The organism is Nocardioides sp. WG-D5, assembly GCF_054031175.1.
This window is the reverse complement of sequence record NZ_CM132928.1, coordinates 4,788,970-4,812,964: the sequence shown is the minus strand read 5'-3', so window position 1 is coordinate 4,812,964 and position 23,995 is coordinate 4,788,970. Positions and strand designations below refer to the sequence as shown.

General features: G+C 70.4%; 20 protein-coding genes. 9 read left to right on the top strand and 11 right to left on the bottom strand.

Annotation, left to right across the window (positions count from 1 at the left end):
* Positions 1-31: 31 nt before the first annotated feature.
* On the bottom strand, positions 32-1,414 hold the full coding sequence (locus ACWZJV_RS23310) for a hypothetical protein (RefSeq protein WP_457179004.1): 1,383 nt from the start codon (positions 1,412-1,414) through the stop codon (positions 32-34).
* Positions 1,366-2,397, bottom strand: coding sequence for a lysylphosphatidylglycerol synthase domain-containing protein (locus ACWZJV_RS23305; RefSeq protein WP_457179002.1), 1,032 nt, complete (start codon positions 2,395-2,397; stop codon positions 1,366-1,368). Before ACWZJV_RS23305 ends, ACWZJV_RS23310 begins: the two co-directional genes overlap by 49 nt.
* Positions 2,398-2,491: 94 nt before the next feature.
* Here ACWZJV_RS23305 and ACWZJV_RS23300 point away from each other — a divergent pair, with 94 nt between their 5' ends.
* The 5 genes from ACWZJV_RS23300 to ACWZJV_RS23280 all read left to right on the top strand — a co-directional run bounded on the left by ACWZJV_RS23300 (position 2,492) and on the right by ACWZJV_RS23280 (position 9,387).
* The gene (locus tag ACWZJV_RS23300; protein ID WP_457179001.1) at positions 2,492-3,598 is read left to right on the top strand and encodes a glycosyltransferase family protein; all 1,107 of its coding nucleotides are present in this window, start codon (positions 2,492-2,494) and stop codon (positions 3,596-3,598) included.
* 23 nt (positions 3,599-3,621) lie between these two features.
* Complete coding sequence (locus tag ACWZJV_RS23295; protein ID WP_457178999.1) at positions 3,622-4,377, top strand: class I SAM-dependent methyltransferase; 756 nt, start codon at positions 3,622-3,624, stop codon at positions 4,375-4,377.
* Between the two features lie 81 nt (positions 4,378-4,458).
* The gene (locus ACWZJV_RS23290) at positions 4,459-7,221 is read left to right on the top strand and encodes a YfhO family protein (protein ID WP_457178997.1); all 2,763 of its coding nucleotides are present in this window, start codon (positions 4,459-4,461) and stop codon (positions 7,219-7,221) included.
* 145 nt (positions 7,222-7,366) lie between these two features.
* On the top strand, positions 7,367-8,419 hold the full coding sequence (locus ACWZJV_RS23285) for a glycosyltransferase family 2 protein (protein WP_008358307.1): 1,053 nt from the start codon (positions 7,367-7,369) through the stop codon (positions 8,417-8,419).
* Positions 8,416-9,387, top strand: coding sequence for a lysylphosphatidylglycerol synthase domain-containing protein (locus ACWZJV_RS23280; protein WP_457178995.1), 972 nt, complete (start codon positions 8,416-8,418; stop codon positions 9,385-9,387). The genes ACWZJV_RS23285 and ACWZJV_RS23280 overlap by 4 nt, the downstream gene beginning before the upstream one ends.
* Here ACWZJV_RS23280 and ACWZJV_RS23275 read toward each other — a convergent pair.
* From ACWZJV_RS23275 to ACWZJV_RS23245, 7 genes are all read right to left on the bottom strand, one after another.
* Positions 9,329-10,840: a phospholipid carrier-dependent glycosyltransferase gene (locus tag ACWZJV_RS23275; RefSeq protein WP_457178993.1), complete on the bottom strand. Its 1,512-nt coding sequence runs from the start codon at positions 10,838-10,840 to the stop codon at positions 9,329-9,331. The genes ACWZJV_RS23280 and ACWZJV_RS23275 overlap by 59 nt on opposite strands.
* Positions 10,841-11,423: 583 nt before the next feature.
* The gene (locus tag ACWZJV_RS23270; RefSeq protein ID WP_457178991.1) at positions 11,424-13,136 is read right to left on the bottom strand and encodes a hypothetical protein; all 1,713 of its coding nucleotides are present in this window, start codon (positions 13,134-13,136) and stop codon (positions 11,424-11,426) included.
* Between the two features lie 61 nt (positions 13,137-13,197).
* Positions 13,198-13,896 (bottom strand): class I SAM-dependent methyltransferase, encoded by a 699-nt coding sequence (locus ACWZJV_RS23265; protein WP_457178989.1) that lies wholly within the window; start codon positions 13,894-13,896, stop codon positions 13,198-13,200.
* Between the two features lie 90 nt (positions 13,897-13,986).
* Positions 13,987-14,478 carry a pantetheine-phosphate adenylyltransferase gene (gene coaD / locus ACWZJV_RS23260; RefSeq protein WP_008358317.1) on the bottom strand — a complete coding sequence of 164 codons (492 nt, stop codon included), beginning with the start codon at positions 14,476-14,478 and terminating at the stop codon, positions 13,987-13,989.
* Positions 14,479-14,502: 24 nt separating this feature from the next.
* The gene (rsmD, locus tag ACWZJV_RS23255; protein ID WP_008358319.1) at positions 14,503-15,066 is read right to left on the bottom strand and encodes a 16S rRNA (guanine(966)-N(2))-methyltransferase RsmD; all 564 of its coding nucleotides are present in this window, start codon (positions 15,064-15,066) and stop codon (positions 14,503-14,505) included.
* Positions 15,067-15,075: 9 nt separating this feature from the next.
* Positions 15,076-17,340, bottom strand: coding sequence for an ATP-dependent DNA helicase RecG (locus ACWZJV_RS23250; protein WP_457178986.1), 2,265 nt, complete (start codon positions 17,338-17,340; stop codon positions 15,076-15,078).
* A gap of 13 nt (positions 17,341-17,353) precedes the next feature.
* A complete protein-coding gene (locus tag ACWZJV_RS23245; RefSeq protein WP_008358322.1) occupies positions 17,354-18,988 on the bottom strand; it encodes a DAK2 domain-containing protein in 1,635 nt (544 codons plus the stop codon).
* A gap of 236 nt (positions 18,989-19,224) precedes the next feature.
* Here ACWZJV_RS23245 and ACWZJV_RS23240 point away from each other — a divergent pair, with 236 nt between their 5' ends.
* Positions 19,225-20,253, top strand: coding sequence for a class I SAM-dependent methyltransferase (locus ACWZJV_RS23240; RefSeq protein ID WP_457178983.1), 1,029 nt, complete (start codon positions 19,225-19,227; stop codon positions 20,251-20,253).
* 125 nt (positions 20,254-20,378) lie between these two features.
* Complete coding sequence (rpmB, locus tag ACWZJV_RS23235; protein ID WP_008358326.1) at positions 20,379-20,564, top strand: 50S ribosomal protein L28; 186 nt, start codon at positions 20,379-20,381, stop codon at positions 20,562-20,564.
* Positions 20,565-20,625: 61 nt separating this feature from the next.
* Here rpmB and ACWZJV_RS23230 read toward each other — a convergent pair whose 3' ends face one another.
* Positions 20,626-21,582: a thiamine-phosphate kinase gene (locus tag ACWZJV_RS23230; protein ID WP_457178981.1), complete on the bottom strand. Its 957-nt coding sequence runs from the start codon at positions 21,580-21,582 to the stop codon at positions 20,626-20,628.
* 154 nt (positions 21,583-21,736) lie between these two features.
* Between ACWZJV_RS23230 and ACWZJV_RS23225 the strand changes: the two genes are divergently transcribed.
* Together ACWZJV_RS23225 and ACWZJV_RS23220 are read left to right on the top strand one after the other, a co-directional pair.
* Positions 21,737-21,973 carry an Lrp/AsnC family transcriptional regulator gene (locus ACWZJV_RS23225; RefSeq protein ID WP_008358330.1) on the top strand — a complete coding sequence of 79 codons (237 nt, stop codon included), beginning with the start codon at positions 21,737-21,739 and terminating at the stop codon, positions 21,971-21,973.
* Between the two features lie 39 nt (positions 21,974-22,012).
* Complete coding sequence (locus ACWZJV_RS23220; protein WP_196874850.1) at positions 22,013-22,969, top strand: D-alanine--D-alanine ligase family protein; 957 nt, start codon at positions 22,013-22,015, stop codon at positions 22,967-22,969.
* 51 nt (positions 22,970-23,020) lie between these two features.
* On the opposite strand, the gene ACWZJV_RS23215 is transcribed toward ACWZJV_RS23220, so the two are convergent.
* Positions 23,021-23,980: an IS481 family transposase gene (locus tag ACWZJV_RS23215; RefSeq protein ID WP_457178490.1), complete on the bottom strand. Its 960-nt coding sequence runs from the start codon at positions 23,978-23,980 to the stop codon at positions 23,021-23,023.
* Positions 23,981-23,995: the final 15 nt, after the last annotated feature.

The window sequence follows — 23,995 nt, the reverse complement described above, 5'->3', positions numbered from 1 at the left end:
CCGGATGAGGGCACGACAGATCAGATAGATCTTAACGGGACCGGGCGACGGCGACCAAAAGGACGGTCGCCACGCCGACCGCGCACGCGACCCCCGCGACGCCCGCCGACACCCAGGCCGCGGTCTGGAAGACCGGAGCGGTGGCCAGGTCGCCGCCGGAGGGGTTCGGCGGGGCGATGTGGGCGACGAAGACGGCGTACGTCGCCGCCGCCCAGACGCCGGCCAACGGTCCCATCAGGCGAGGCGTGTCGGCGAGGCCGAGCGCGGTGAGCAGGCTGGTCACGATGGTGAGCGGGAGGAGATAGCGCCAGTACGCTCCCCCGCCCCCGGCCGCGTAATTGAGCTGGATGGCGACGATGACGGCGGTGAGGGCGAGCAGCAGCAGTCCCGTCGCGACTCGGACGGGCTCCCGCCGTTCCCGGGAGAGGGCGCGGAGACCGACGACCAGGCCGAGCACGAGGGGCCCGATCGTGAGCACGGCGCCGATGACCACGTGCTCCTGCAGCGCCGGCGGGATCAGGAGCTGGTGCCAGATGTCGGGGTCGGTGGCGACGTCGAGCACGGAACGTACCTCCCGCTCCTGCAGGGGGCCGCCGGGCTTTCCGACGAGGTCGGTCTGCATCCCGGACCAGTTGCCCGTGGCGCGGAAGTTGCGGACGTAGAACCACGCGTTGACGGCGACGGCGAGGAGCACCGCGACGCCCAGACGCAGGACACCCGCCCAGTCGCGGCGCGGGCCGGCGAACAGCCAGACCAGGCCGAGGGTGGTCGCGCACAGGCCGATGAAGACGACACCGGGCAGCCGGGTGCCGAGGGCGGCGGCGGCGTACAGGCCGAAGAGCACCACCCCGCGGGTACGCGGTCCGTGACGGAGCAGCCAGACGGTCTGCCCGACCAGGAGGGTGACCCACAGGACGAACAGGTTGTCGTTGAAGACGACGCCGCCGAGCCGGGTGAGCGCCGGGCTGAGTGCGGTGGCCAGGCCCGCCGCGAGGGCGACCTCGGGGCGGCTGGGGACGATCTGCCGCGTCGTCCACATCACCGCCGCCACGACCAGGCAGGTGATCAGGAGGGTGATGCCACGGGCGGCCAGCCCGGCAGCGAGCAGGTGGCCGGCGTCGGTGAGCGGTCCGACCACGGGCGCCAGCAGCAGGTAGAAGAGCGGCGGATGCTGGCCGGTCCAGTCGAAGGGCAGCGTGTAGCCCCAGATCTGCGGCATCCGCATCGGCTCGCCGATGGCGATCAGGGTGCCGTGCCAGAGCTGGTAGGCGTGGTCGACGTGGGCCACCTCGTCCTTGGTGCCGTAGAGCGGCGAGGAGAGGGCGTAGCCGGCGCACACGCCGGCACAGGTGATGAGGTTGGCGATCAGGCCTGCGGTCCAGAGCTGCGATGCGGTGGGCCGTGGGGTGGGCACAGAGATCTCCCGAGTTTCTCGTTGGCTGGTGGCTGAGCAGATGGCTGAGCAGATGGCTGAGCAGGTGGTGGAAGGTCGCCGGCGCGACGGGTCAGGAGAGCGGCGGCGAGAGCGACGACGACATCGGCCAGGACGGCGATCCCGCGGGCCAGCAGCGCGACCAGCAGCGCCAGCCCGGGCGAGAGGACGCCGGAGAGGGCGACGACCAGGACCGCCTCGCGCAGCCCGGCGCCGGCCGGGAGCCCGATCGCGGCCATGCCCAGGCTGAACCCGAGCGCATAGCCGCCGACGCTGGCCAGCAACGAGGGCAGCGGGTCGCCACCCAGGCCGACCACGACCACCCAGATCTGCAGGCCGAGCAGGAGCCAGACGAGGCCCTGCAGCGCCAGCGCCCTGCCGATCCCCCGCCAGGTCGGCAGCACCTCGAGCGGCTCGCGCCGCAGCAGCCGCAGCCCGGTGTCGACGACCTTCGCGAAGACCGGCGGATGCAGCGCCACCAGGATCAGCGGCAGGAGCAGCACCGCCCACCAGTAGCGCGCGAAGGTCTCCCGCCCGAGGAACGGCATCAGCAGCACCGAGACCATCACCCCGGCGCCGACGGCGATCGCCAGCACCAGGACGCCCTGGGTCAGGGACGTACGCCGCGGCACCCGCTCCGCGCGGGCGAGCTCCATCTGGCCGACGATCGTCCACACCGAGCCGGGCAGGTACTTCCCCAGCTGGCTGACGTAGAAGATCCGGGCCGCGGGCACCAGCGGCAGCGGCGAGCCGAGATCGGCCAGCACCACCCGCCACATCAGCAGCGCGACACCCTGGGCGAGCACGGTGAGGACGAACGCGATGCCCAGGACCCACAGCGGGAGCTCCTGGAAGCCGCGCACGAGCGCGGCCCAGTTGCGGTGGATCGCGTAGGCCGCGACCGTGACGACGATCGCGACGACCACCGCCTTGAGCGGCACCGCCTTCGTCCAGCCTCGGCCCACAGGTCCTCCCAGGCAGCACTTTTCGGGTGCCGACATCTCAGATGCGGGGTGTGCTGCTCGATCTCTCCTTGACCTCGACCCTAACGTTGAGGTGATGCACATCGTCGCCTTCGGCACCTATGACGTGGCCTCCCATCCGCGGGTCGCGGTACTCATCGAGGGCTTACGCGCCTGCGGCGCCGAGGTCACCGAGGTCAATCGGCCGCTGGGTCTGGACACCGCGGCGAGGGTGGCGATCCTGCGACAACCGTGGCGGCTGCCGCTGCTCGTGCTCCGCCTGCTGGTCTGCTGGAGCGGGCTGGTCGTGGAGTCGCTGCGACGCCGTCGGCGGGGGCGTCCCGACGCAGTGCTGGTCGGCTACCTGGGCCACTTCGACGTGCACCTGGCCCGCCTCCTCCATCCTCGTTCGACCATCCTGCTCGACCACATGGTCTCGGCGGCGGGCGTCGCCACCAACCGCCGACTGGCCGGCTCCGGCGGCCTCAAGCTCCGCCTGATGAAGGCGATCGACGCGATGGCGCTGAAGGAGGCCGACGTCGTCATCGTGGACACGGTCGAGCAGCAGCAGGCACTGCCCGAGGACGTACGCCTCCACTCGGTCGTGTGCCCGGTCGGAGCCACCACGGAGTGGTTCGATGCGGGCGCCAGGGCGCTCGAGCGGCCGACCGAGGCGCCGCTGCAGGCCGTCTTCGTCGGTCTCTTCTCCCCCACCCACGGCACCCCGGTGATCGCCGACGCGCTCGACCTCCTCGCCGACGACGACCGGATCGAGGTGACGATGGTCGGCCAGGGCCAGCAGTACGAGGAGGCCCGTCGACTCGCGGCCGGCAACCCACGGGTCTCCTGGGTCGACTGGGTCGACGCCGAGGACCTGCCCGACTTCGTCGCCGGGTTCGACGTGAGCCTCGGCATCTTCGGCACCGTCCCGCAGGCGCGCCGGGTGGTGCCGAACAAGGCCTTCCAGGGCGCCGCGGCGGGCGCGGTGGTCGTCACCTCCGACACCGCACCTCAGCGACGGATGCTGGAGAGCTCGGCCATGCTGGTCTCCCCGGGAAGCCCCGAGGAGCTCGCCTCGGCCCTGACCAAGCTGGCCGACGACCCCGACGAGGCCCAGCGCCTGCGCGAGGCGGCCTACGAGCAGGCCCGCGAGCACTACACCCCGCAGGCCGTCGCCTCCCCCCTCCTCGAACTTCTCAGCTGACCCGACCCCGACCCAGGAACCAGATGTCGCTCACCGCCACCGACCGCCCGCTACCACCGCTCGCACCCCGCGCCTGGCTGCGCTACGACGTCGTCAGCCGCATCATCGACCGGCTGGCCCCGGCGACCGCGCTGGAGATCGGCTGCGGCCAGGGAGCCTTCGGGGCGCGCCTGGCCACGCGCGCCGACTACCTCGGGGTCGAGCCGGACGCGGACTCGTTCACGGTGGCGTACGAGCGGATCACGGCGCTGGGCGGCAAGGTGCTCAACGCGATGTCCTCCGAGCTGGAGCCGGGATCGGCGTACGACCTCGTCTGCGCCTTCGAGGTGCTCGAGCACATCGAGGACGACAAGGGGGCGCTGGCCGAGTGGGTCACCCATGTCCGACCCGGCGGTCAGCTGGTGCTCTCGGTGCCGGCATTCCAGGAGCGGTTCGGGCCGATGGACCGGCACGCCGGACACTTCCGCCGCTACAGCCCCGAGGAGCTCACCGCCCGGCTCGAGGAGGCCGGCCTGGGCGACGTCGAGATCACCGTCTACGGCTGGCCGCTCGGCTACGCCCTGGAGGCGGTCCGCAACCGGATCGACGCCCGGAAGCTGGAGAAGGTGGGCGACCTCACACCCGAGGAGCTCACCCGGGCGACGGGACGTACGTTCCAGCCCAGCGGCCGGCTCAAGGGTGCCGCCATCGCCCTCGCGACCAGCCCGTTCATGGCCCTGCAGCGGCTGCGGCCCGACACCGGCACCGGGCTGGTGGCCGTGGCGACCCGCCGTGACTGATCCGGTCGCCGTCGAAGACTTGACCGAACTGCCGCGTGCGCTACCGGCGCCCGGTTCCGACTACTCATAGATTTTCGGCTTGTGTTCTCATCGGATCGGTGGCGCTCGGGCGTCGTGCTGGCGCTTCTCGTCCTCTTCGTCGCGGTGACCTTCGGCCCCGCGCTCGTGGGTCACGGAATGCTGCTGGACACCGGTTGGCTGCACGCGATGATGCCGTACGCCGCCGACGGCCCGATCCCGCAGGGAACGCTGTGGTGCCGCGGCGACACCTGGGACTACTACCTGCCCGGCGTCGAGAACATCGTCGAGGGCGTACGCCACGGCAACTGGCAGACCTGGGCGCCCTACGAGGTGGGCGGCGCTCCCCTGGCCTCGCTGCCGAACCACGCCGTGCTGAGTCCGGTCTCGTGGCCCTACTGGGTGATGCCGATGTGGCTGGCTCCCGCGTGGGTGAAGCTGACCGAGCTGGTGCTCGTGCTGGCCGGGATGGTGCTCTTCCTCGGGCGCCTCGGGGTGCGGCGCAGCATCGCGCTGGTCGCCGGGCTGGTCTTCTTCACCTCCGGGTTCATGATGATGTGGACCAACTGGCCGCACACCAAGGTCGCCTGCCTGGTCCCGCTGCTGCTGTGGGCGCTGGACCGAGCCGTCCACGAGCGCGGCGCGCGTGACCTGGCCGCGGTCGGCCTGGTCGTCGCCTCGATGCTGCTCGGCGGCTTCCCGGCGGTGACGATGTTCGCGCTGACGCTGGGTGGGATCTACGTCGTGGTCCGGGCGCTCGCGCTCCGGGACGTCCGGCGCACGCTGATCGGCGGCGGCATCGCCGCCGGCGGGGTCGGGCTCGGGGTCGCACTCTCCGCGGTGCAGGTCCTTCCGTTCGCGCTCAACATGAGCGCGCTCGGGATCGACGAGCGGGTCCCCAACCAGGTCAAGCCCGCCAGCCTCGCGCTCACCACCGTCGCACCCGACGTCTACGGCACCTGCGTCGACGGGCTCTGGGCGGGCGAGGACAACCCGATCGAGTCGATCGCCTTCATCGGGGTCGCGGCGCTGGTGCTGGTCCTGTGCGCCCTGGTCGTCCGGCTGCCCGGCGGACGCCGCCCCTCGACGCCGGCGCTGCTCGCGGTCGTCGTGGCCGCGATCGTGTGGCTGCTGTGGATCGGCGGGCTGCCGCTCGAACTGCTCCAGAAGCTGCCGGGCTACAGCTCCAACAGCTTCGGGCGGGCCAACTCCATCTTCGGGTTCCTGTGCGCCGTCCTGGCCGGGATCGGGCTGGAGCGGCTGGTCCAGCGGGCGGAGGACGCGGGCTCGTCGGATCGGGAGGACCGGCCCTGGCGACCGCGTCTGATGGTGTCGCTGGTGGTGCTGCTGGCGGCCGTCGGGGTGACGGCGTACTTCCTGTATGCCGCCTACGCCTACATCGACGGCGCCGAGCGGCCGATCCCGGACGTGGCCGCGAAGCTGCGGGTTCCGGCGCTGCTGCTGGTGGTGTCGCTCCTCGCCGTCGCGGCGACGCTGCTACTGCGGGGCCGGCTGCGGCTGCTTGGCCCGCTGGTGCTCGCGCTGGCCGTGATCGCGCAAAGCACGATGTTCGCGCGCGAGGTGCTGCCGCTGACCGACCGCGACGACTTCTACCCGGTCACCTCCGCCCACGCGTTCCTGAAGAAGCACCTGGGCGAGGAGCGCTACGGCGCCTCCGGCTGGGAGCACTCGGCGGTCGCGGACCACTACCGGCTGCGTACGCCGACCGGTCACGAGTTCACCTCGCCGGAGTGGAAGGAGCTGATCGCGGCGGTCAGCCCGGACGCGCAGCTATCGACGACCTACAGCGACTTCCCTGCCGGCGTACCCACGCCCGGACGCCTGCCGGTGCTCGACCAGCTCTCGGTGCGCTACTGGGTGACCCAGCCGCAGGAGGTCATCGGGGCCGCCGGGCCGACGCCGGTGCCTCTCGCACAGCGGCAGACGCTGACCGTGATGCCCGGCCGGCAAGCGACGTGCCGGGTCCCGAAGGGCGACCTGCGCGGCATCGAGGTCACCGTCCCCGACGGCCTGAAGCCGCGGGCCCAGACGCCGACGGTCGTCCGGGTGAGCGTCGGGGCCGGTGCCGAGAAGGTCACCTCCGAGCGGGCCATCGCCGTGAACCGGCCGCTCAGGCGGGGCGAGAAGCTGCGCGTCGCGGTGCCCGACCACCGCTTCACCACCGGTCCGGTCCCGGTCACCATCACGTTCGCCGGGAAGCGGAAGCCCGTCCACCTGGCCGGCCGCATCGACGGCTCCGCGATCTGCGCACCGGTCCGGCCCGAGAGGGGCGACGGCCTCCGGGTCGTGCACGCCTCGGCCGGCGCGGTCGTCTACGAGCGGGCGAGCGCCCTGCCCCGGGTCCGCTGGGCCGGCACCAGCGAGGTCGTCCCCGACGGCGCGACGCGAGTGCAGCGGCTGACCGAGGGGGTCGAACCCGGCACGGTGCTCCTCGACGACTCCTCGACGCCTGCCGCGTCCGGTTCGACCGCCAAGGTCGACGTACGCCGCGACGAGGCCGAGACGATCTCGGCCGATGTCACCGCGGACGGGGCCGGTTATCTGGTCGTCGCCGACTCGATCGCCCGCCCCGGCTGGTCGGCCACGGTCGACGGCCGCCCCGTGGACCTGGTCGCGGGCAACCACGCCTTCGCCGCCGTACCCGTCCCCGACGGCACCCACACGGTCACGCTGAGCTACGACGCGCCGGGGCTGCGTACGGGTGCGGTGGTCTCGCTGCTCGGCGCCCTGGTCACTCTGGGTCTGCTGGTCGTCCCCGCGCTCGTCGGCCGACGGCGCAGCAGACGCCGTGTGGACCCGTCCTGAACGCCAGGTTTCCTTAGCACATACGCCGGATGACACCCGCGAGGGGGCGTAGGGCCGCAGATTCCACGCGGTAATGTGGCGGGTCAGAAGCCGCTCACTCACCCCCGAACCCGGTGTTCGGTCCCACTACTTGCCTGAGGTCCCTGTGAAGCTTGTCGTTCAAGTCCCCTGCCTCAACGAGGAGGAGACGCTCCCGTCCGTCCTGGAGTCGATTCCGAAGCAGATCCCCGGCATCGACGAGATCGTCATCCTCATCGTCGACGACGGGTGCACCGACCGGACGGTCGAGGTGGCCAAGGAGCACGGCGTGCGCGAGTTCGTGCACCACTCCCGCAACCAGGGTCTCGGCCGGAGCTTCCACGACGGCGTGGTCCGCGCGCTCGAGCTGGGTGCCGACATCGTGGTCAACACCGACGGCGACAACCAGTACCCGCAGGACCGCATCGCCGACCTGGTCCAGCCGATCATCAACGGCCAGGCCGACATCGTCATCGGCGACCGCCAGGTCGACCAGATCGAGCACTTCTCCGGGCTGAAGAAGAAGCTGCAGAAGGTCGGCTCCAAGGTGGTCAACATGGCCGCCGAGACCGACCTGCCCGACGCCGCCAGCGGCTTCCGCGCCTACTCGCGCGAGTCGCTGATGCTGCTCAACACGGTGACCCGCTTCTCCTACTGCATGGAGACGATCATCCAGGCGGGCAACAAGCGGATGAAGATCGCCTCGGTGCCGATCGTGACCAACGCCAAGACGCGTGAGTCCCGGCTGTTCAAGTCGATGCCCGAGCACATCATGAAGTCCGGCGCGGCGATCGTGCGCAGCTACATGATGTACAAGCCGTACGCCATCTTCGTGTGGCTCACCGCCTTCTTCTTCATCCTCGGCGCGATCCCGTTCGTGCGCTACCTGGTGCTGTGGATCAGCGGCGACAACGGCAACCACATCCAGTCGCTGCTGCTCGGTGGCGTGCTGATCAACCTGGCCTTCATGTCCGCGATGCTCGGCGTGATCTCCGACCTGATCCGCACCAACCGGGTGCTCATCGAGGACGACCTCGAGCACACCAAGAAGGCGCGCTTCGGCAAGTCCGGCACCGAGATGCTCCGCGACCAGACCTCGGTCGCCGAGTTCGACCTGCCGCACACCCAGGCCCGTGCGGCCTCGGCCCAGTCCGGCGAGACGTGGACGACCAGCCTGTGACAGCGACCAGCTCCGACCCGGTCTACGCCACGGAGGCCGGGTCGTCGGCTACGCCGGAGCCTGCGAAGCCCAGCCCTGCGAAGCGGCTCCTCAAGATCGGTCTCGCCCTCGTGGTCGTGCTCGGCGGCGCCTACCTGGTCTGGCGCCAGCGCGGCGACCTGGCCACCGCGGTCCAGGAGCTGAGCCTCGGCCGCTTCGCGGTCGCTGGGGTCCTGGCGATCATCGGCACCATGCTGATCGGCCAGATCTGGGTCGCCCTCCTGCACGGGATGGGCATCCGGCCCTCGCTGCGCGACTCCCACTCGGTCTTCTACGTCTCCCAGCTGGGCAAATACCTGCCCGGCTCGGTGTGGCCGGTGGTCGCGCAGATGCAGTTCGGGCTGCGCTGGGGCGTCGCGCGCCGGACGATGCTCGGCGCCAACATCCTCTTCATGGGCGTCGTGGTCGCCAGCGGCATCGGCGTCGGCGCGCTCCTGCTCCCCTGGTCCTCCTCCGAGGGCCTCAGCCGCTACTGGTGGCTGCTGCTCCTGCTGGTGCCGCTGGCCATGTGCCTGCACCCGCGCGTCGTCCCGGGCATGCTCGACTGGCTCTTCGCTCGGCTCGGCCGGGAACCTCTCGGCGTACGCCTCACCGCGCGCGGCCTCTTCACCGCGATCGGCTGGGCGGTGCTCGCCTGGGTCGCCTTCGGCCTCCACCTGGCCGTGATGATGCAGTCGTACGCCTCGGTGGGGCTGCTCGAGGTCGCGGCCGCGACCGGCGGGATGGCCCTGGCCTGGGCCGCCGGGATCGCGTTCATCCCCGCCCCGGCCGGCGCCGGGATCCGCGAGGCGCTGCTCGCGCTCACCCTCGGCCCGATCATCGGGACACCCGAGGCGCTCACCGTCGCGCTCGCCTCGCGCGTCCTCCTGCTCATCGCCGACGTGGTGCTGGCTGGTCTCGGAGCGGTTGCCGGGCGACGTACGTCCTAGCCGGCCAGGCCGCGAGGCAGACGGCGACCAACCCGCACACCACGCCCACGGCCACCACGAGCTCGGCGCCACGCGAGTCGGAGTTCGGAAGTCGGCCGACGTAGGTCGGCGACCCGATGAACCACCGGAAGATCAGGAACGCGTAGAGGCCCAGGGCGAGGGTGGTCGCGGCCGCCGCCAGGTCGGCCCGAGACTCGCGGGAGCCGACCGGGATGACGTCGACGACCGCCATCACCCCCACCGCGAGCACCGTGGCCAGCAGCGGCATGAGCGGCAGCAGGTAGCGGTCGTTCGGGTTCCCGCCGCCCGCGACGAAGCCGACCAGGTTCACCAGGACGACCCCCGCGTGGACCGCGAGCAGCAGCCACCCCGGCCGTGCCCAGGTTTGACCCGTCGGCCCGGTTCTCGCCCGGCGGACGACCAGCACGAGGAGGCCGATCGCCGCGACGACGGCAAGCAGGTCGGCGACCACGACGTAACCCCCGGCCAGCAGCGGCACCCACAGCCGCTCGTACCAGTCCAGCCAGAGCGAACCGTCCGTCAGCACCTGCCACCAGGTCCCGTTCGGCTCCCGGTCGAACTTCTCCAGCAACGCACCGGTGGCGGTCGGGTCGCCGTAGAGGACGATGTTGCGGACGTAGAACCAACCGGTCGCGAGCCCCGGAACGCCGGTCGCCACGGCCGCGGCCACCAGTGCCCGGACCACGCCGCGACGAGAACGGTCCTGCAGGAGCAGGCCCACCGCGATCGCGGTGCCGCACAGGACGACGGTCAGCACACCGGGCGCCTTCGCACCGGCTGCGGCGGCCCCGGCCAGCGCGACCAGCGCCAGGCGCCTCGCGGACAGGTCGCGGTTCAGGATCCGGATCGTGGCCAGCAGGGTCAGCGACGAGGCCGCGACCGCGACCCCGTCGTTGGCGATGTGGCCACCCGCGGTCACCAGCACCGCGCACGAGGCGCTGATCCCCGTGGCCAGCAACGCCGTCGCCGCCCTCCGGGTCACCTCGAAGGCGATCAGGCCCACCAGCAGGACGCACAGCGCGGAGCCGACGGCGTTGATCATCCGCATCCCGACGATCATCACCTGAGGTGCGTCGAGCGCCCCGGCAGCCGCCACGAACGGCAGCGACATCAGGTAGTAGAGCGGCGGGTGGTTGGCGGTCCAGATGTGGCGGTGCGGCTCGTCCACCATGGTCTTCAGCCCCTCGACGACCTGGGGGTAGCGGCGGGCGTCCGTCGTCACGGGTGTGTCGATCGTCGGCAGCCGCCCCGAGGCCAGCTCCACCGTATAGCCGGCGTTCGGCCCCTCGTCGCGGGTCTGGTACTGCAGCGACCGGGTCAGCGCGACGTAGCTGCTCAGGCTCAGCGCGAAGAACGCGACCAGCACCATCGCCGCCAGGAGTCGTCTCGGGAGACGTACGTTGGCACCGTCCTCGGGTGTGGAGCGGGGCATTCGCTGCTTTCGGGGTGGGCTTGGGGGCTTGGGTTGCGAGCCTATGACGGCTGTGGCTCCTGCGCTGTTTGGCTCGGCGAGTTCAACGATTGTTGTTTGTGGCTGGTCTGGGCCGCCGACCCTGTCCTCGAGTGTTTCTCGACCTGCCCCGGAGTCAAGGACGGCCTACGGCCGCCGGCTACGCCGGCCGCTTTGCGGTCCTTGACACCGGACCATGTCGAGAAATTTGGCTGGCTATCAGGGGCGGCGGCCCCAGTGTGGCCGGGAGACAGTCGCCCCTTGGGAGGCGGACGCTCCACGGTGAACGAAAATTCATTCACCCCCGCGGAAGAAGACGCTCTCCTGGGTGAACGGAAATTCGTTCACCTCGGATCCCAGGCCCCTGCCCAACCCACATCGCCGCGCCAAACCCCTGCCGCCGACCCGATAACCAGCCAAAATTCTCAGCGACGGCCGGTGTCAAGGACCGCGAAGCGGCCGGCGAAGCCGGCGGCCGAAGGCCGTCCTTTACTCCGGACGCCGCTGAGAACACCCTCCCGTAACGGGTCGGCGGCAAACACCAACCAGAAAAACAGAGCAACCCTCAGCGCGTCGGAACAAGCTCCCCACCCCGAACGCTGAGATCACGCCGCTCCACACTCCCCCGAGACTTGTGCGTCCAGATCGTCACGGTCGTCGCCTGCTTCTCGATCCTCACGATCGAGCAGGGGACGTAGTTGGCGTGGATGGCGTCGGTGAGCCAGGGCTGCGGAGTGTGCAGCGGCATGGTCTCGATGATGACCGGGATCGAGCCGTCCTCGAGCTGAGGCACCAGCACGTCCTCGTACTGCGCGAAGTCGTAGTGGAACAGGTAGTACGGCGTCGGGTTGGTGACGTCGAGGGTGTCGTAGAGCTCGAGGTAGTTGGGCATCACCAGCGCCTCGCGGGTGCCGCCGCTGCAGCGTTCGTACTCCGGGCCCGCCCAGCGGGTGATCGCGTCGGTCACCTGGAACGACTTCGCGTCGCGGCGCATGTCGTTGAGGTGGTCGACGGAGGCGAGGGCGGGTACGCAGCCGAGCACGACCAGCGCGCCGGCGGAGACAGCCGCAGTCGCGCCTCGCAGGAACGTCGATCCGAGGACCGCACCTGCCACCGCCAGGGCCACGAGGAGCACGGCACCGGCCATGCTCTGTAGTCCGAAGCCGATCCACAGGGTGGCACCGGCCCACAGCACCCCGACCAGGGCGAGCGCCCATGCGGCAGGGCGTCTCGGCAGGCTGGAGGTGCGGGGGCCGGACTCCCACAGCTCGGCGACGGCGAGCACGACGGCGAGCAGGACGAGGGCGGAGACGGTGGTGGTGTGGGGGTTGTCGACGCGCCGGATCGGGACGACGACGAGGACCAGCCCGGCCAGCGCGATCAATCGGGTCGAGTCGGAGATCCGCTGCCACACCAGCGGTACGAAGGGCAGGAGCAGCGCGAACGGGTAGAGCGCCAGGATGAAGAACCGCCCGGACTCGGTCGGCAGGTCGAAGAAGTTCCAGACGGCGTACTGCGAACCCTCGTGCGTCTCGGTCTGGCCGAGGATCACCTGCCGGTTGAAGTCGGCGCAGGAGAGCCCCCACAGCACTTTGTACGCAGCAGCCTCGACGACCAGCCCGAGCACGAACCCGCCGGCCAGCTGGACACAGTTGACGATCCGGGTGCGCCAGGCGGCGTCCCGGCGGGCGAAGAGCTCGAAGAGACCCGAGGCGCCGGTGAGGAGCACGGCCAGCTCGACGTACTGCCAGAAGACCAGGGCCGGGAGCAGCACTCGCGCGGCCGCGGCCAGGCGTGGCCGCGCCTCGAGCCACCCGGTCGGCAGCAGGACGAAGACCCACAGGAGGCAGATCGTGTACTTGATGTGCAGCGGGGTGGCCAGCAGGAGCACCCCGAGCGCGACCGCGACCATCACGGCCGGGTGCAGCCGCAGCCGCAGACCGATGGCGGCGGCGAGGACCGCGCCGAGGCCGGCGCCGAGGAGGCGGCCCCAGAGGAAGTACCAGATCGTCGGGGACCCGGAGGCGACTGCGTAGAGCGCCGCGTTGACCCAGAAGGAGCCGGCGTTCCAGCCGTGCTCGAAGTCGACCAGCGGGATCGCGCCGTGGGCGGTCATCTTCGCGAGGTGGTACTGCGCGCCGAAGTCCTGGGTCAGGAACGTGCCGTTCTGGGCACCGACCGAGTATGCCGACCAGAGCAGCGCCAGCACGCAGACACCGGCGAACGTCGCCCAGCGCACAATCCCCACACGTTCGGTCTGCTCCCCCGATGTCGCCATGGGGAGGACCCTAGGGCGAGCACGTGGCGGCGCGGAAACTCCACGCCGTCACGTACGAGAATCAGCCTTTGGTGAGGACGGAGGTGCGCTCGGGGTAGGGCAGGGTCGGGGTGAGACCGGCGTGGATGGTCTCCTTCAGCCCCGAGGCGGCGATCGCGTCGACGTAGCGCTTGCGGCGGCTGTTGTCGAAGACGATGATCCCGCCGGGAGCGAGGCGGTCCTTGGCCTTCTCCAGGCACGCCTCGCGGGCGCGCCCGTCGATCACCACGAGGTCGAACTCGCCGTCGACGTCGTCGATGGAGTCGACGTACGCCTCGAAGTCGAGGCCCGCGTGGCCCTCCTTCTGCGAGGGGACGACGGGGTTGTCGCTGGGGACCGGCTCGATGACCCGCAGCGAGATCTTCTCCTCGCCGGCGAGCTCGGCCTGCATCATCTCGCCGAACCCCTTGTGGTGCTCGACGGAGTGGATCTCGTCGGCGCGGCGGGAGAGCCAGATGGTGGAGGCGCCGGAGCCGTACTCGTAGACCCGGATCGGACGCTCACGCTCGCTCAGCCAGGCGTCGACGGCGGTGATCGCGTCGTAGGTCCACCACGGCACGTCGAGCTTCGCCATCGCCAGGGAGTCGTAGACCTTGGTGAGCGAGTGGGCCCAGTGACGCCAGCGCTGCTCGACCGGCGGAGCGGTCTCCTTCGCGAGCCCCGTCTTCGTCAGCCCGCGACCGACGGCCTTGAGGGAAGCGGCGTAGGACTGCTTGGCCAAGGAAAGCGGTGAACGGCCTGAGGTGGACATTGATCTCCAGAGAAAGAATGACGGGCAGCGCTGATAGACGATACCGGCGAACCGTGCCTGTTACTCGGAACGTTCTGCCAAACGCTTGGTGAGTCGTGCAAGAACATCGGGCGGCAGGAAAGCCGACACATCCCCACCGAAAGTGGCCATCTCCTTGATCAGGCTGGAGGAGACCGCGGCCCAGCGCGGGTCGTTGAGCAGGAAGACGGTCTCGACCCGGGTCATGTGGGCGTTCATCTGCGCCATCGGCGCCTCGTACTCCAGGTCGGGCGCGCCGCGCAGCCCCTTCACGATCGCCTGGGCGTCGATCTCGACGCAGAAGTCGGTCACCAGCCCGGTGAACGCCTGGACCCGGACGTTGCCCAGCGGGGCGGTGATCTCGGTGATCATCTCCATCCGCTCCTCGGGCGTGAACAGGCGCTTCGACTTCGACGGGTTGACCCCGACGGCGATGACGACCTCGTCGAAGATCGCCGAGGCGCGGGTGAAGATGTCGAGGTGGCCGAAGGTGGGCGGGTCGAACGACCCCGGGCACACCGCGCGACGCGTCATTGCTTCTCTCCTTGTTGAGTGCGGTCAGTCCGGCGCCGTGCCGTACCAGAGCGTGGTCTCGCCGTACTTCTTCGACCTCTGGTCGGTGAATCCGTCGGGCCAGACCGGCTCGGGGCTGCGCGCGGACCGCTCGACGACGACCAGCGCACCGGGCACCAGCCAGCCGTGCTTGACCAGCAGGGCGATGTCCTCGGCGACGGCGTCGTCCGAGAGCGGGTAGGGCGGGTCGAGGAAGACCAGGTCGTACGGCGCCGCCGGCGGCGTCACCAGGGTGCTCGCCACGCTCGCCGCGACCACGTTGGCCCGCGGGAAGCCGAGCTCCTTCGCGTTGGAGCGGATCACCCCGGCCGTACGCCGGTCCGACTCGACCAGGGTCACGACCCCGGCGCCGCGGGACCACGCCTCCAGCCCGACCGCGCCGGTGCCGGCGTAGAGGTCGAGGAAGCGCAGCCCGGCCAGGGAGCCGTAGGAGGACTCGATCGCCGAGAAGAGCGCCTCGCGGACCCGGTCGGTGGTGGGACGGGTCCGCACCCCTTTGGGAGCGAGTAGGCGCCGCCCTCCTGCGACGCCTCCGATGATCCGAGTCATTGGGACACCTTAGGACTTCTCGAGGTAGTCGGCCGAGGCGGACTCCTCGATCTCGGCGACCCGCTCGGCCAGCAGCGGCGCGGTCGCGAGCTCCACGTCCTTCTCCAGGAGGGACTCGGCCGCCTCGCGGGCCTGCAGGATCGTCTCCTCGTCGCGGAGCACGCGCAGGCTCTCCAGGCTCGATCGCCGACCCGACTGCGAGGCGCCTAGCACGTCTCCCTCGCGGCGCTGGTCGAGGTCGACCCGGGAGAGCGCGAACCCGTCGGTGGTCTCGGCGACCGCGTCCAGGCGGGTCCGGGCCGGGGTGCCGACCTCGGCGTGGGAGACCAGCAGGCACAGCCCGTGCAGCCCGCCACGGCCGACCCGGCCGCGCAGCTGGTGGAGCTGGGAGACACCGAAGCGGTCGGCGTCGAGGATGACCATGGTGGTGGCGTTGGGTACGTCGACGCCGACCTCGATCACGGTGGTGGCGATCAGCACGTCGATGTCGCCGGCGGCGAAGGCGCTCATGGTGCGCTCCTTCTCCTCGGCGGGGAGCTTGCCGTGGAGCTTGGCGACCTTCAGCCCGCGCAGCGGCCCGTTGGTCAGCTCCTCGGTGACCTCGTCGACGGCGGAGAGCTGGCCCTTGGCGGAGGCGACCTCGTTGCCGTCGGCGTCGAAGTCGCGCTGGTCGCTCTCGCCCTGCTCGGACTCGTCGCCGCTGATCCGCGGGGCGACCACGTAGACCTGATGGCCCTTCTCGACCTCTTCCTTGACGCGCTCCCACACCCGGGCGATCCACGCGGGATGGTCGACCAGGGAGACCAGGTTGGTCTGGATCTCGGCACGGCCGGCCGGGAGCTCGGTCAGCGTGGAGACCTCGAGATCACCGAAGACGGTCATCGCGACCGTACGCGGGATCGGCGTCGCGGTCATGACCAGCAGGTGCGGCGGAGTCCCGGCCTTGTCGGTCAGGGCGGCCCGCTGCTCGACGCCGAAGCGGTGCTGCTCGTCGACGACGACGAGGCCGAGGTCGTCGAACATCACCTGGTCCTGCAGCAGCGCATGGGTGCCGACGACGATGCCGGCCTCGCCGGTGGCGATGCGGCTCAGCGGTCCCTTGCGCTGGGTCTTGGTCATCGAGCCGGTGAGCAGCTCGACATGGGTCTGCTCCTGGTCGCCGGCGAAGAGCCCGCCGGCCAGACCGCTGGCGGCCAGGTCGCCGAGCATCGCGGTGATCGAGCGGTGGTGCTGCTGGGCGAGCACCTCGGTCGGCGCCAGCAGCGCGGCCTGGCCGCCCGAGTCGACGACCCGCAGCATCGCCCGCAGCGCGACCAGCGTCTTGCCGGAGCCGACCTCGCCCTGGAGCAGGCGGTTCATCGGGTGGGGCTGGGCCAACGCGGTCTCGAGCTCCTCCCCGATCGTCTCCTGACCCTTGGTGAGGGTGAACGGCAGCCGCTCGTCGAAGGCCTCGAGCAGGTGGTGGACCCCGCCCGTGCGGGCGGTGGTGCCCAGGGCCTGGAGCGCCCTTCTCCTCCGGCCCAGGACCAGCTGCAGCCCGAGCGCCTCCTCGAACCGGAACCGGTGCTGGGCGCGCTGGACGTCCTTGAGCTCATGGGGCGCGTGGATCAGGTCGAGCGCGTCGCGCAGCCCCGGCACGTCGTACGTCTCCCGCAGCTGCTCCGGGAGCACGTCGGTGACGTCCTCGACGACCTGCCGGGCGAACCGCACCGCGCGCATGACGTCCCAGTGCTGGAGCCCGGCGGTGAGCGGGTAGATCGGGAAGAGCTCGGTCAGCTCCTCCACGGCCATCTGGTTGTCGGCCGCCTCGGCGGCGTTCTCGGAGTCGGAGGGGTCGCCGAAGACGACCATCTGCGGGTTGGCCAGCTGCCACTCGCCGCGGAACGACCCGGCCTTGCCGACGAAGACCCCACGGACTCCCGGGGCGAGCACGCCCCGACGCCACTCGGCGATCCGCTGCGACTTGGAGAAGAAGGTGAGCTGCAGGTCGGCGGTGCCGGCCTTGAGCTGGGTCTCGACGCGGTAGGCGGGCCGGCCGGTGCGGCGGTCGGTGTGCTGGCGGACCACGCTGCGGACCACCTCGCCGAGCACGGTGAGCATCTCGCCCTCGTGCAGCTGCGGGGTCTGGCTGAGGTCGGCGGTGCGCAGGTAGCGCCGCGGGAAGTGGTAGAGCAGGTCGCCCACGGTGCGCAGCCCGAGACCCTTGGTGAACTTCGTGGCGTGCTTGCTGTTGCCCAGCACGGCCTTGATCGGCGACTCGAGGGTGATCGCCACCGTCTCTTCTCCTCTACTCGACCGACATCAGGAGGGGGTAACGCTCCTGGCCTCCGTCGTACACCATCACATCAACGGCCGGATGGTTGGCAGCCAGCCACGCCGCGACCCCCTGGGCGAGCTCGCCGTCGGGGTCCTCCAGGCCGGAGACCAGCGTGACCAGCTCACCACCACCGCCGATGAGCCGGGCGAGGACGTAGGTCGCACATCTCTGCAGGTCCTGGCCGACCTTGACGAAGTCTCCGTCGAGCACCCCGAGCGCGTCGCCCGGCATGCACGGCCCGGCCATGGTAATCGCTCGGGTGTTCGAGATCGTGACCGCGCCGTGCCGCGCGTGTCGCGCGGTGGCGGTCATCTCCAGCACGTCCTTGTCGAACTTCCGGCCGGGCTCGTGGACCGCGATCGCCGCCAGGCCCTGCACCTGGCTGCGGGTCGGGATCACCGCGACGCTGATGTCGAGGTCGTCCTCGGCGGTGCGCGCGGCGGCCTCGGCCGACTGCCGGGTGGGCGCGTCGTTGGGGAGCACGATCACCTCGGAGGCACCGGAGGCGGTGATCGCCTCGAGCAGCTCCGAGGTCGTCGGGCGCCGGTGCGGGCCGCCCTCGATCACGATCGCGCCGGCGCCCCGGAAGAGCTCCGCCAGCCCCGGGCCCGCGGCGAACGCGATCACCGCGCGGCCGCTGCGGGTCGCGTGCCGGTGGGCCTGTCCGGCGATCTGCTCGGCGAAATGGGTGACGTGGATCCGGTGCGGCCGGCCGGCACTGATCCCGGCCTCGATCGCGGCACCGACGTCGTCGACATGGACGTGTACGTTCCAGATGCCCTCGCCGCCGACGACGACCAGCGAGTCGCCCAGCGGCTGGAGCCGCTTGCGCAGATCCGGGATCGCCCCGTCCTCGGCATCGAGCAGGTACATCACCTCGTAGGCCGGGCCGCCCGGCTCCAGCGCATGACCGTCCGCGCCAGCCAGGCCCGCCGTGATCGGGATCGGGATGTGCGGGGTCGGCGCCTGCGGGCTCGGCCGGCGACCGGTCAGCGCGGTCTCGAAGGCGTCGAGCAGCACGCAGATCCCGCGGCCGCCGGCATCGACCACCCCGGCGGCGGCGAGCGTGGGCAGCTGCTCCTGCGTACGGGCGAGGGCGGCGCGGGCCGCGCTGGCGGCGACCGACATCACGTCGCGGGTGCGTGCGGACTCGTCGATCTCGACGCACGCCTCGGCCGCGTCCGCGGCGGCACGGAGCACGCTGAGCATGGTGCCCTCCTGCGGCTCCCCCACCGCGGCGTAGGCGGCGTTGGCGGCGTTGCGCAGCGCATCGGCGAAGACGACGGCGGTGCGCTCCTCCTCGGTGGCCTGGATCAGGCGGCGCAGCAGGGCGCCGATCATCTCGGCCAGGATCACCCCCGAGTTGCCGCGGGCGCTGAGCAGCGCGCCGCGGGAGAAGGCACGCAGCCCCTCCCGCCAGTCGGAGCCGGTGAACTCGCGCAGCCGGTCACGGGCCGCGGCGATGGTCAGGTAGAGGTTCGTGCCGGTGTCGCTGTCGGGCACCGGGAAGACGTTGAGCGCGTCGATCTCCTCGCGGTGCGACCCGAGCGCGTCGGTCGCCAGGTCGCCGAACCGGCGGAACAGATCGAGCTTGACCTCGGCCACGCCGCTCTCCCTTCCCTCGACACCGTGCAGGCAACCAGACATCGTGACGCCGGACACACTTCCCGGTATCGCGGCCCCAAGGTTAGGCCGTGCCTGGGTACGGGGTAAACGACGGGTGAACAAATCCAAGGCTGCAGCAAAGACACGAGCGAGTAACAAGTTCTGCCGGGTCGCGCCCCGCGCGGGTGACGAATCATCCCTAGTGTGGAGACTTCCCTACGCCGAAGGACTCCCGGATGTCGATCCCGACCCCGTCCCCACGCGCTCGTCGCGTCGCCGAAATCTTCGACTTCTCCACCGGACACGGCCTGGAGATCGGACCGCTGCACAAGCCGCTCGTCCCCCGCGGCGCCGCAGACGTGTCCTATCTCGACCTCTACGACCGCGACCGGCTCTACGAGACCAACACCGACAACCCCAACGTCACCCGTGAGGCCATCCCCGAGATCGACTATCCGATGTGGGACGGCACCCGGATGCGTACGATCGAGGAGGCGGCCAAAGAGGGCGCCCCCTTCGACTGGGCGCTGGCCAGCCACGTCGTCGAGCACGTGCCCGACCTGGTCGGCTGGCTGGCCCAGGTCGAGGCCGTGACCGCCCCCGACGGGGCGCTGGTCCTGGTCGTCCCCGACAGGCGCTACACCTTCGACGCCCACCGCCCGCCCACCACGATGGGGCAGATCCTGCAGGCCCACGAGGCCGGCGACACCATCCCGTCCGTACGTGCCGTCTTCGACCACCATCGTGCCGCGGTCAGCCACGACCCCAAGCGGCTCCACCACCACGGTCCGAGCGAGGCCGAGACCTGCATCCACGACCTCGGCTACACGTTGGCCCAGGTCGAGCGGGCGCGCGGTGGCGAGTACGTCGACTGCCACGTGTGGACCTACACCGACCGCTCGTTCCCCGAGATCATCGCCGAGCTGCGCCGTCTCGGGCTGACCGGCTGGTCGGTCGAGAAGATCCTGCCGGTGCCGGAGGACGACATCGAGTTCTACGTCGTCCTGCGCCGCGGCCTCTCCCCCGAGCTCCCCTCGGTGCCCGCCATCCCCGACTGGGTCGAGCAGGGCCTGGAGCTGCGCGACGAGGTCGCCCGGCTCCGTGAGGTCGTCGCGGACCAGCGCCGTAGACTCGAGTCGCAGCGCAAGCAGCTGGCCGGTCAGCGCTCCGAGATCGACGATCTGCGCGGGTCGAAGCGGTGGAAGCTGGCCACCGCGCTGGCGGCCCCGCTGGACAGGTGGCGGGATCGCCGCTCCGGGGACTGACGATTTCGTTCGTCACAGCCGGACGGGCTACGCTTGTTCGGTTGTCTCGGCTGGGCAGCCGTTCATCGCGCTCGCCGGCAATATCTATTCGACCTCGATCATCTATTCAACCTCAGGAGTTCACGGTGGCTGCCGTCTGCGACATCTGCGACAAGAAGCCGGGCTTCGGCAACAACCGGCCGTGGTCCAAGAAGGCGACCAAGCGCCGCTTCGACCCCAACATCCAGCGCGTCCGTGCCGTCATCAACGGCACCCCGAAGCGTATGAATGTCTGCACGACCTGCATCAAGGCCGGCAAGGTCGCTCGCTGACCCGAGTTCTTCCTCGTACGAAGGCCGCTGCCCATTCGGGCGGCGGCCTTCGTCGTTCTCCTCAGAAGTGTGTCCAGCCCGCCGGCCCCTCATAGACCTCGCCGTCGACCGTGACCGGCTCGCCACCGGGCTCGTCGATCGTCCCGATCACCGTCCACCCCTGCGGCAGCTCGACCTCCGGTGGGAACGCCGCGAGCAGCGAGTGGTCCTCTCCCCCGCCCAGCACGAACGCGAGCGCGTCAGCGCCGGTCGCCGAGGCGACCGCCTTGAGCTCGTCGGGGATGGTCAGCGCAGAGGTCTGCACGTCGATGGAGACCTCCGAGGCCTCGGCGATGTGCCGGGCCTCGGACAGCAGACCGTCGGAGACGTCGATCAGCGCCGAGGCACCGGCCGCCGCGGCGGCGGGGCCGGCTGCGTACGGCGGTTGCGGGCGGCGGTAGGCGTCGACCAGCACACGAGGTGACCGGAACCCCCGCTTGAGGATCGCCAGACCGGCAGCGGCCCATCCCTGGCGGCCACACAGCGCGAGTACGTCGCCGGGCTCCGCGCCCGAGCGGAGGACCGGGGCCTGGGCGACCGCGCCGATGGCGGTCACGGAGATGACGATCTGGTCGGCGCCGGTGACGTCCCCGCCGACGACGGAGGCACCCACCAGCGAGCACTCGGCGGCGAACCCCTCCGCGAAGTCGACGGCCCACTCGGCCGGGAGATCCGACGGGAGCGCGAGGCCGAGGGTCATCGAGTGCGCCACACCGCCCATCGCGGCGATGTCGGCGAGGTTCTGACCGGCCGCCCGGTGGCCGATGTGGGACGCCTCGGCCCAGTCCCGCCGGAAGTGGCGGCCCTCGACGAGCAGGTCGGTCGAGACCACCACGTGACCCTGCTTGACCCGCAGCAGCGCGGCGTCGTCGCCGGGGCCGACCAGCACCTGCTCCCCCTGGGCGAAGTGCTTGGTCATCTCGGTGATCAGCCCGAACTCACCGACGTCGGCGAGTGTCGTGTCCCTCGGAAAAGCCATACCTGTATCCAACCCTCCCGGCGATGCCCGGAGATACCGGGACACGCATCACCTGTCTTATCCCCAGGGTCGGTGTAGGTCGAGCGACAGATAACGCGATAGGTTACATGCCTGACGTTGTGCCAAGGAAGGCACGGAGAACAGGAGCAGCACCATGGTCGTACAGGCGTACATCCTCATCCAGACCGACGTCGGCAAGGCCGCAGAGGTCGCCACCGAGATCGGCAAGATCCAGGGCGTGACCCTGGCTGAGGACGTCACCGGTCCGTACGACGTGATCGTCCGCGCCGAGGCCCGCAATGTCGACGAGCTCGGCAAGATGGTCGTGGCTCGCGTCCAGAGCCTCGAAGGCATCACCCGCACCCTGACCTGCCCGGTCGTCCACATCTGAGATTGACGGCTCGTCCCGGCCGTCTGTTAGAACGAACTCATGAGTACATCTCCTCTTCCCGGGCCCGTCGCCGTCATCGCCGGCGGGCTGAGCCACGAGCGCGACGTGTCGCTGGCCTCCGGCCGCAACCTCGTGCGCGAGCTGTCGGCGCTGGGAGTGGAGGTGGCTGCGTACGACTTCGACCGGGCGCTGCTGCACAACCTCGAGCGCGACAAGGCGGTCGTGGCGCTGCCGGCTCTGCACGGCCAGTTCGGTGAGGACGGCGAGATCCAGACGCTCCTCGAGCTGATCGGGATCCCGTACGTCGGCACCGTCTCCACCTCCTGCCGCGTCGCGTTCGACAAGGCCGCTGCCCGCGAGCTCCTGCGCCGCGGGGGCATTCCGGTGCCCGACTCGGTCTCGCTGTCGTCCACGACGTTCCGCGACGTCGGCGCTCCGGTGCTGATGGAGCACGTCATCTCGCGGATGGGCGAGCGGGTCGTGGTCAAGCCCTCGCGCGGCGGCTCGGCGCTCGGCGTCACCGGCGTCGACGGCCTCTCCGCCCTCCCCGCGGCTTTGGTCAAGACCTACGCCTACTGCGACGAGGCGCTCATCGAGCGCTTCTACGCCGGTATCGACGTCTCCGTGGTCGTCCACGAGACCGACGAGGGCACCAAGCCGCTGACGCCGATCGCCATCGACTTCAGCAAGGGCCACGAGTTCGACTTCGCGGCGCGCTACACCGCCGAGTTCGTCGGCTTCGGCCGCCCCGACCTCCCCGACGCGCTGCTCACCGAGCTCGGCGAGACCGCCGTACGCGCCCACGAGCTGCTCGGCATGCGCGACATCTCCCGCACCGACTTCATGGTCACCCCCGACGGCGGCTTTGTCGTCCTCGAGGTCGCCATCACCCCCGGCGCCACCGAGACCAGCGTCTTCCCCTTCGCCGCCAAGCACGACGGCACCTCGATGGGCGAGGTCACCCTCGCCCTCCTGAAGCGCGCTCTCGCCCGATAAAACGCTGGTCGAGCCGCCGGAGCCGCTAGGTGTACCCGGCCAACACGTTGGTCACAGACGGCTGATCGGTGGGAGTCCGCCGAGTGAGCTGTGGCGACGTTGAGTGTTGTAGTGCTCGAGCCAGGGCGCAAGTGCGGCGGTGCGTTGGTCGTTGGTGGTGAAGACTTGGCGGTAGGCCCATTCGGTTTGCAGGGTCCGGTTGAGGCGTTCCACCTTCCCGTTCTGCCAGGGGCAGTGTGGCTTGATGAACTTCTGGACGATGTCGTGGCGAGCGCATACGGCTCGTAGGGAGTGCCGGTAGGCCCACGCGTTGTCGGTGATCAACCGTTCGATGCGGGTGATGCCGTGTTCAGCGAAGTAGGCAATGCCACGCTCAAGGAACGCGGCACAGGTGGGGCCCTTCTCATCGGGCAGGATCTCGCTGTAGGCCAGCCGGGAGTGGTCATCGACCAGGGAGTGCACGTAGTCGTAGCCCAGCCGGGTCTTGTTCACCCGGGAGCGGTGGTTGCGAGTGGTTTGCCCTTCGGCGCGCCAGCCGCCACCATCGGGGATCTTGCCGAGTTTCTTGACGTCCATGTGCACCAGTTCGCCAGGCCGCTCGCGCTCGTAGCGCACCGTGGTCTTCTTCGAGGCCCGCAACAGCTCGCCGGTGATCGAGTCCAGATCGCACAGGTGCGGCGCGGCGTGACGGGCCAGCACCCGAGACACGGTCCGCGGCGAGATGTTCAGCTCGGCCGCGACCCAGTCACGGCCGCGACGCTCGCGGGTACGCAACTCGAGGATCGATGCCTCGACCTGTGGAGTGGTCCGGCGCGGGCACGAGTGTGGTCGCGAGGAGCGATCAGCCAGGCCGGCCTCGCCCTCGGCCTCGAACCGGCCGATCCACTTCGCGACACAGCGACGCGAGATCCCCATCGCCTTGGCGATATGGGCCCGGGGCCAACCAGCGCGGTGACGATCAATGATCAGCAACCTGCCGTGAAACGTGGTGCGGGCGTTACGGTGGGACACGAGAGCCTCCTGGGC

What these genes read in the sequence shown, in the direction of transcription:
- ACWZJV_RS23300 (WP_457179001.1), top strand. Translation starts at nt 2,492, where the DNA reads ATGCACATCGTCGCCTTCGGCACCTATGACGTGGCCTCCCATCCGCGG.
- ACWZJV_RS23295 (WP_457178999.1), top strand. Translation starts at nt 3,622, where the DNA reads ATGTCGCTCACCGCCACCGACCGCCCGCTACCACCGCTCGCACCCCGC.
- ACWZJV_RS23275 (WP_457178993.1), bottom strand. Translation starts at nt 10,840, where the DNA reads ATGCCCCGCTCCACACCCGAGGACGGTGCCAACGTACGTCTCCCGAGA.
- ACWZJV_RS23270 (WP_457178991.1), bottom strand. Translation starts at nt 13,136, where the DNA reads ATGGCGACATCGGGGGAGCAGACCGAACGTGTGGGGATTGTGCGCTGG.
- coaD (WP_008358317.1), bottom strand. Translation starts at nt 14,478, where the DNA reads ATGACGCGTCGCGCGGTGTGCCCGGGGTCGTTCGACCCGCCCACCTTC.
- rsmD (WP_008358319.1), bottom strand. Translation starts at nt 15,066, where the DNA reads ATGACTCGGATCATCGGAGGCGTCGCAGGAGGGCGGCGCCTACTCGCT.
- ACWZJV_RS23240 (WP_457178983.1), top strand. Translation starts at nt 19,225, where the DNA reads ATGTCGATCCCGACCCCGTCCCCACGCGCTCGTCGCGTCGCCGAAATC.
- ACWZJV_RS23230 (WP_457178981.1), bottom strand. Translation starts at nt 21,582, where the DNA reads ATGGCTTTTCCGAGGGACACGACACTCGCCGACGTCGGTGAGTTCGGG.
- ACWZJV_RS23225 (WP_008358330.1), top strand. Translation starts at nt 21,737, where the DNA reads ATGGTCGTACAGGCGTACATCCTCATCCAGACCGACGTCGGCAAGGCC.
- ACWZJV_RS23220 (WP_196874850.1), top strand. Translation starts at nt 22,013, where the DNA reads ATGAGTACATCTCCTCTTCCCGGGCCCGTCGCCGTCATCGCCGGCGGG.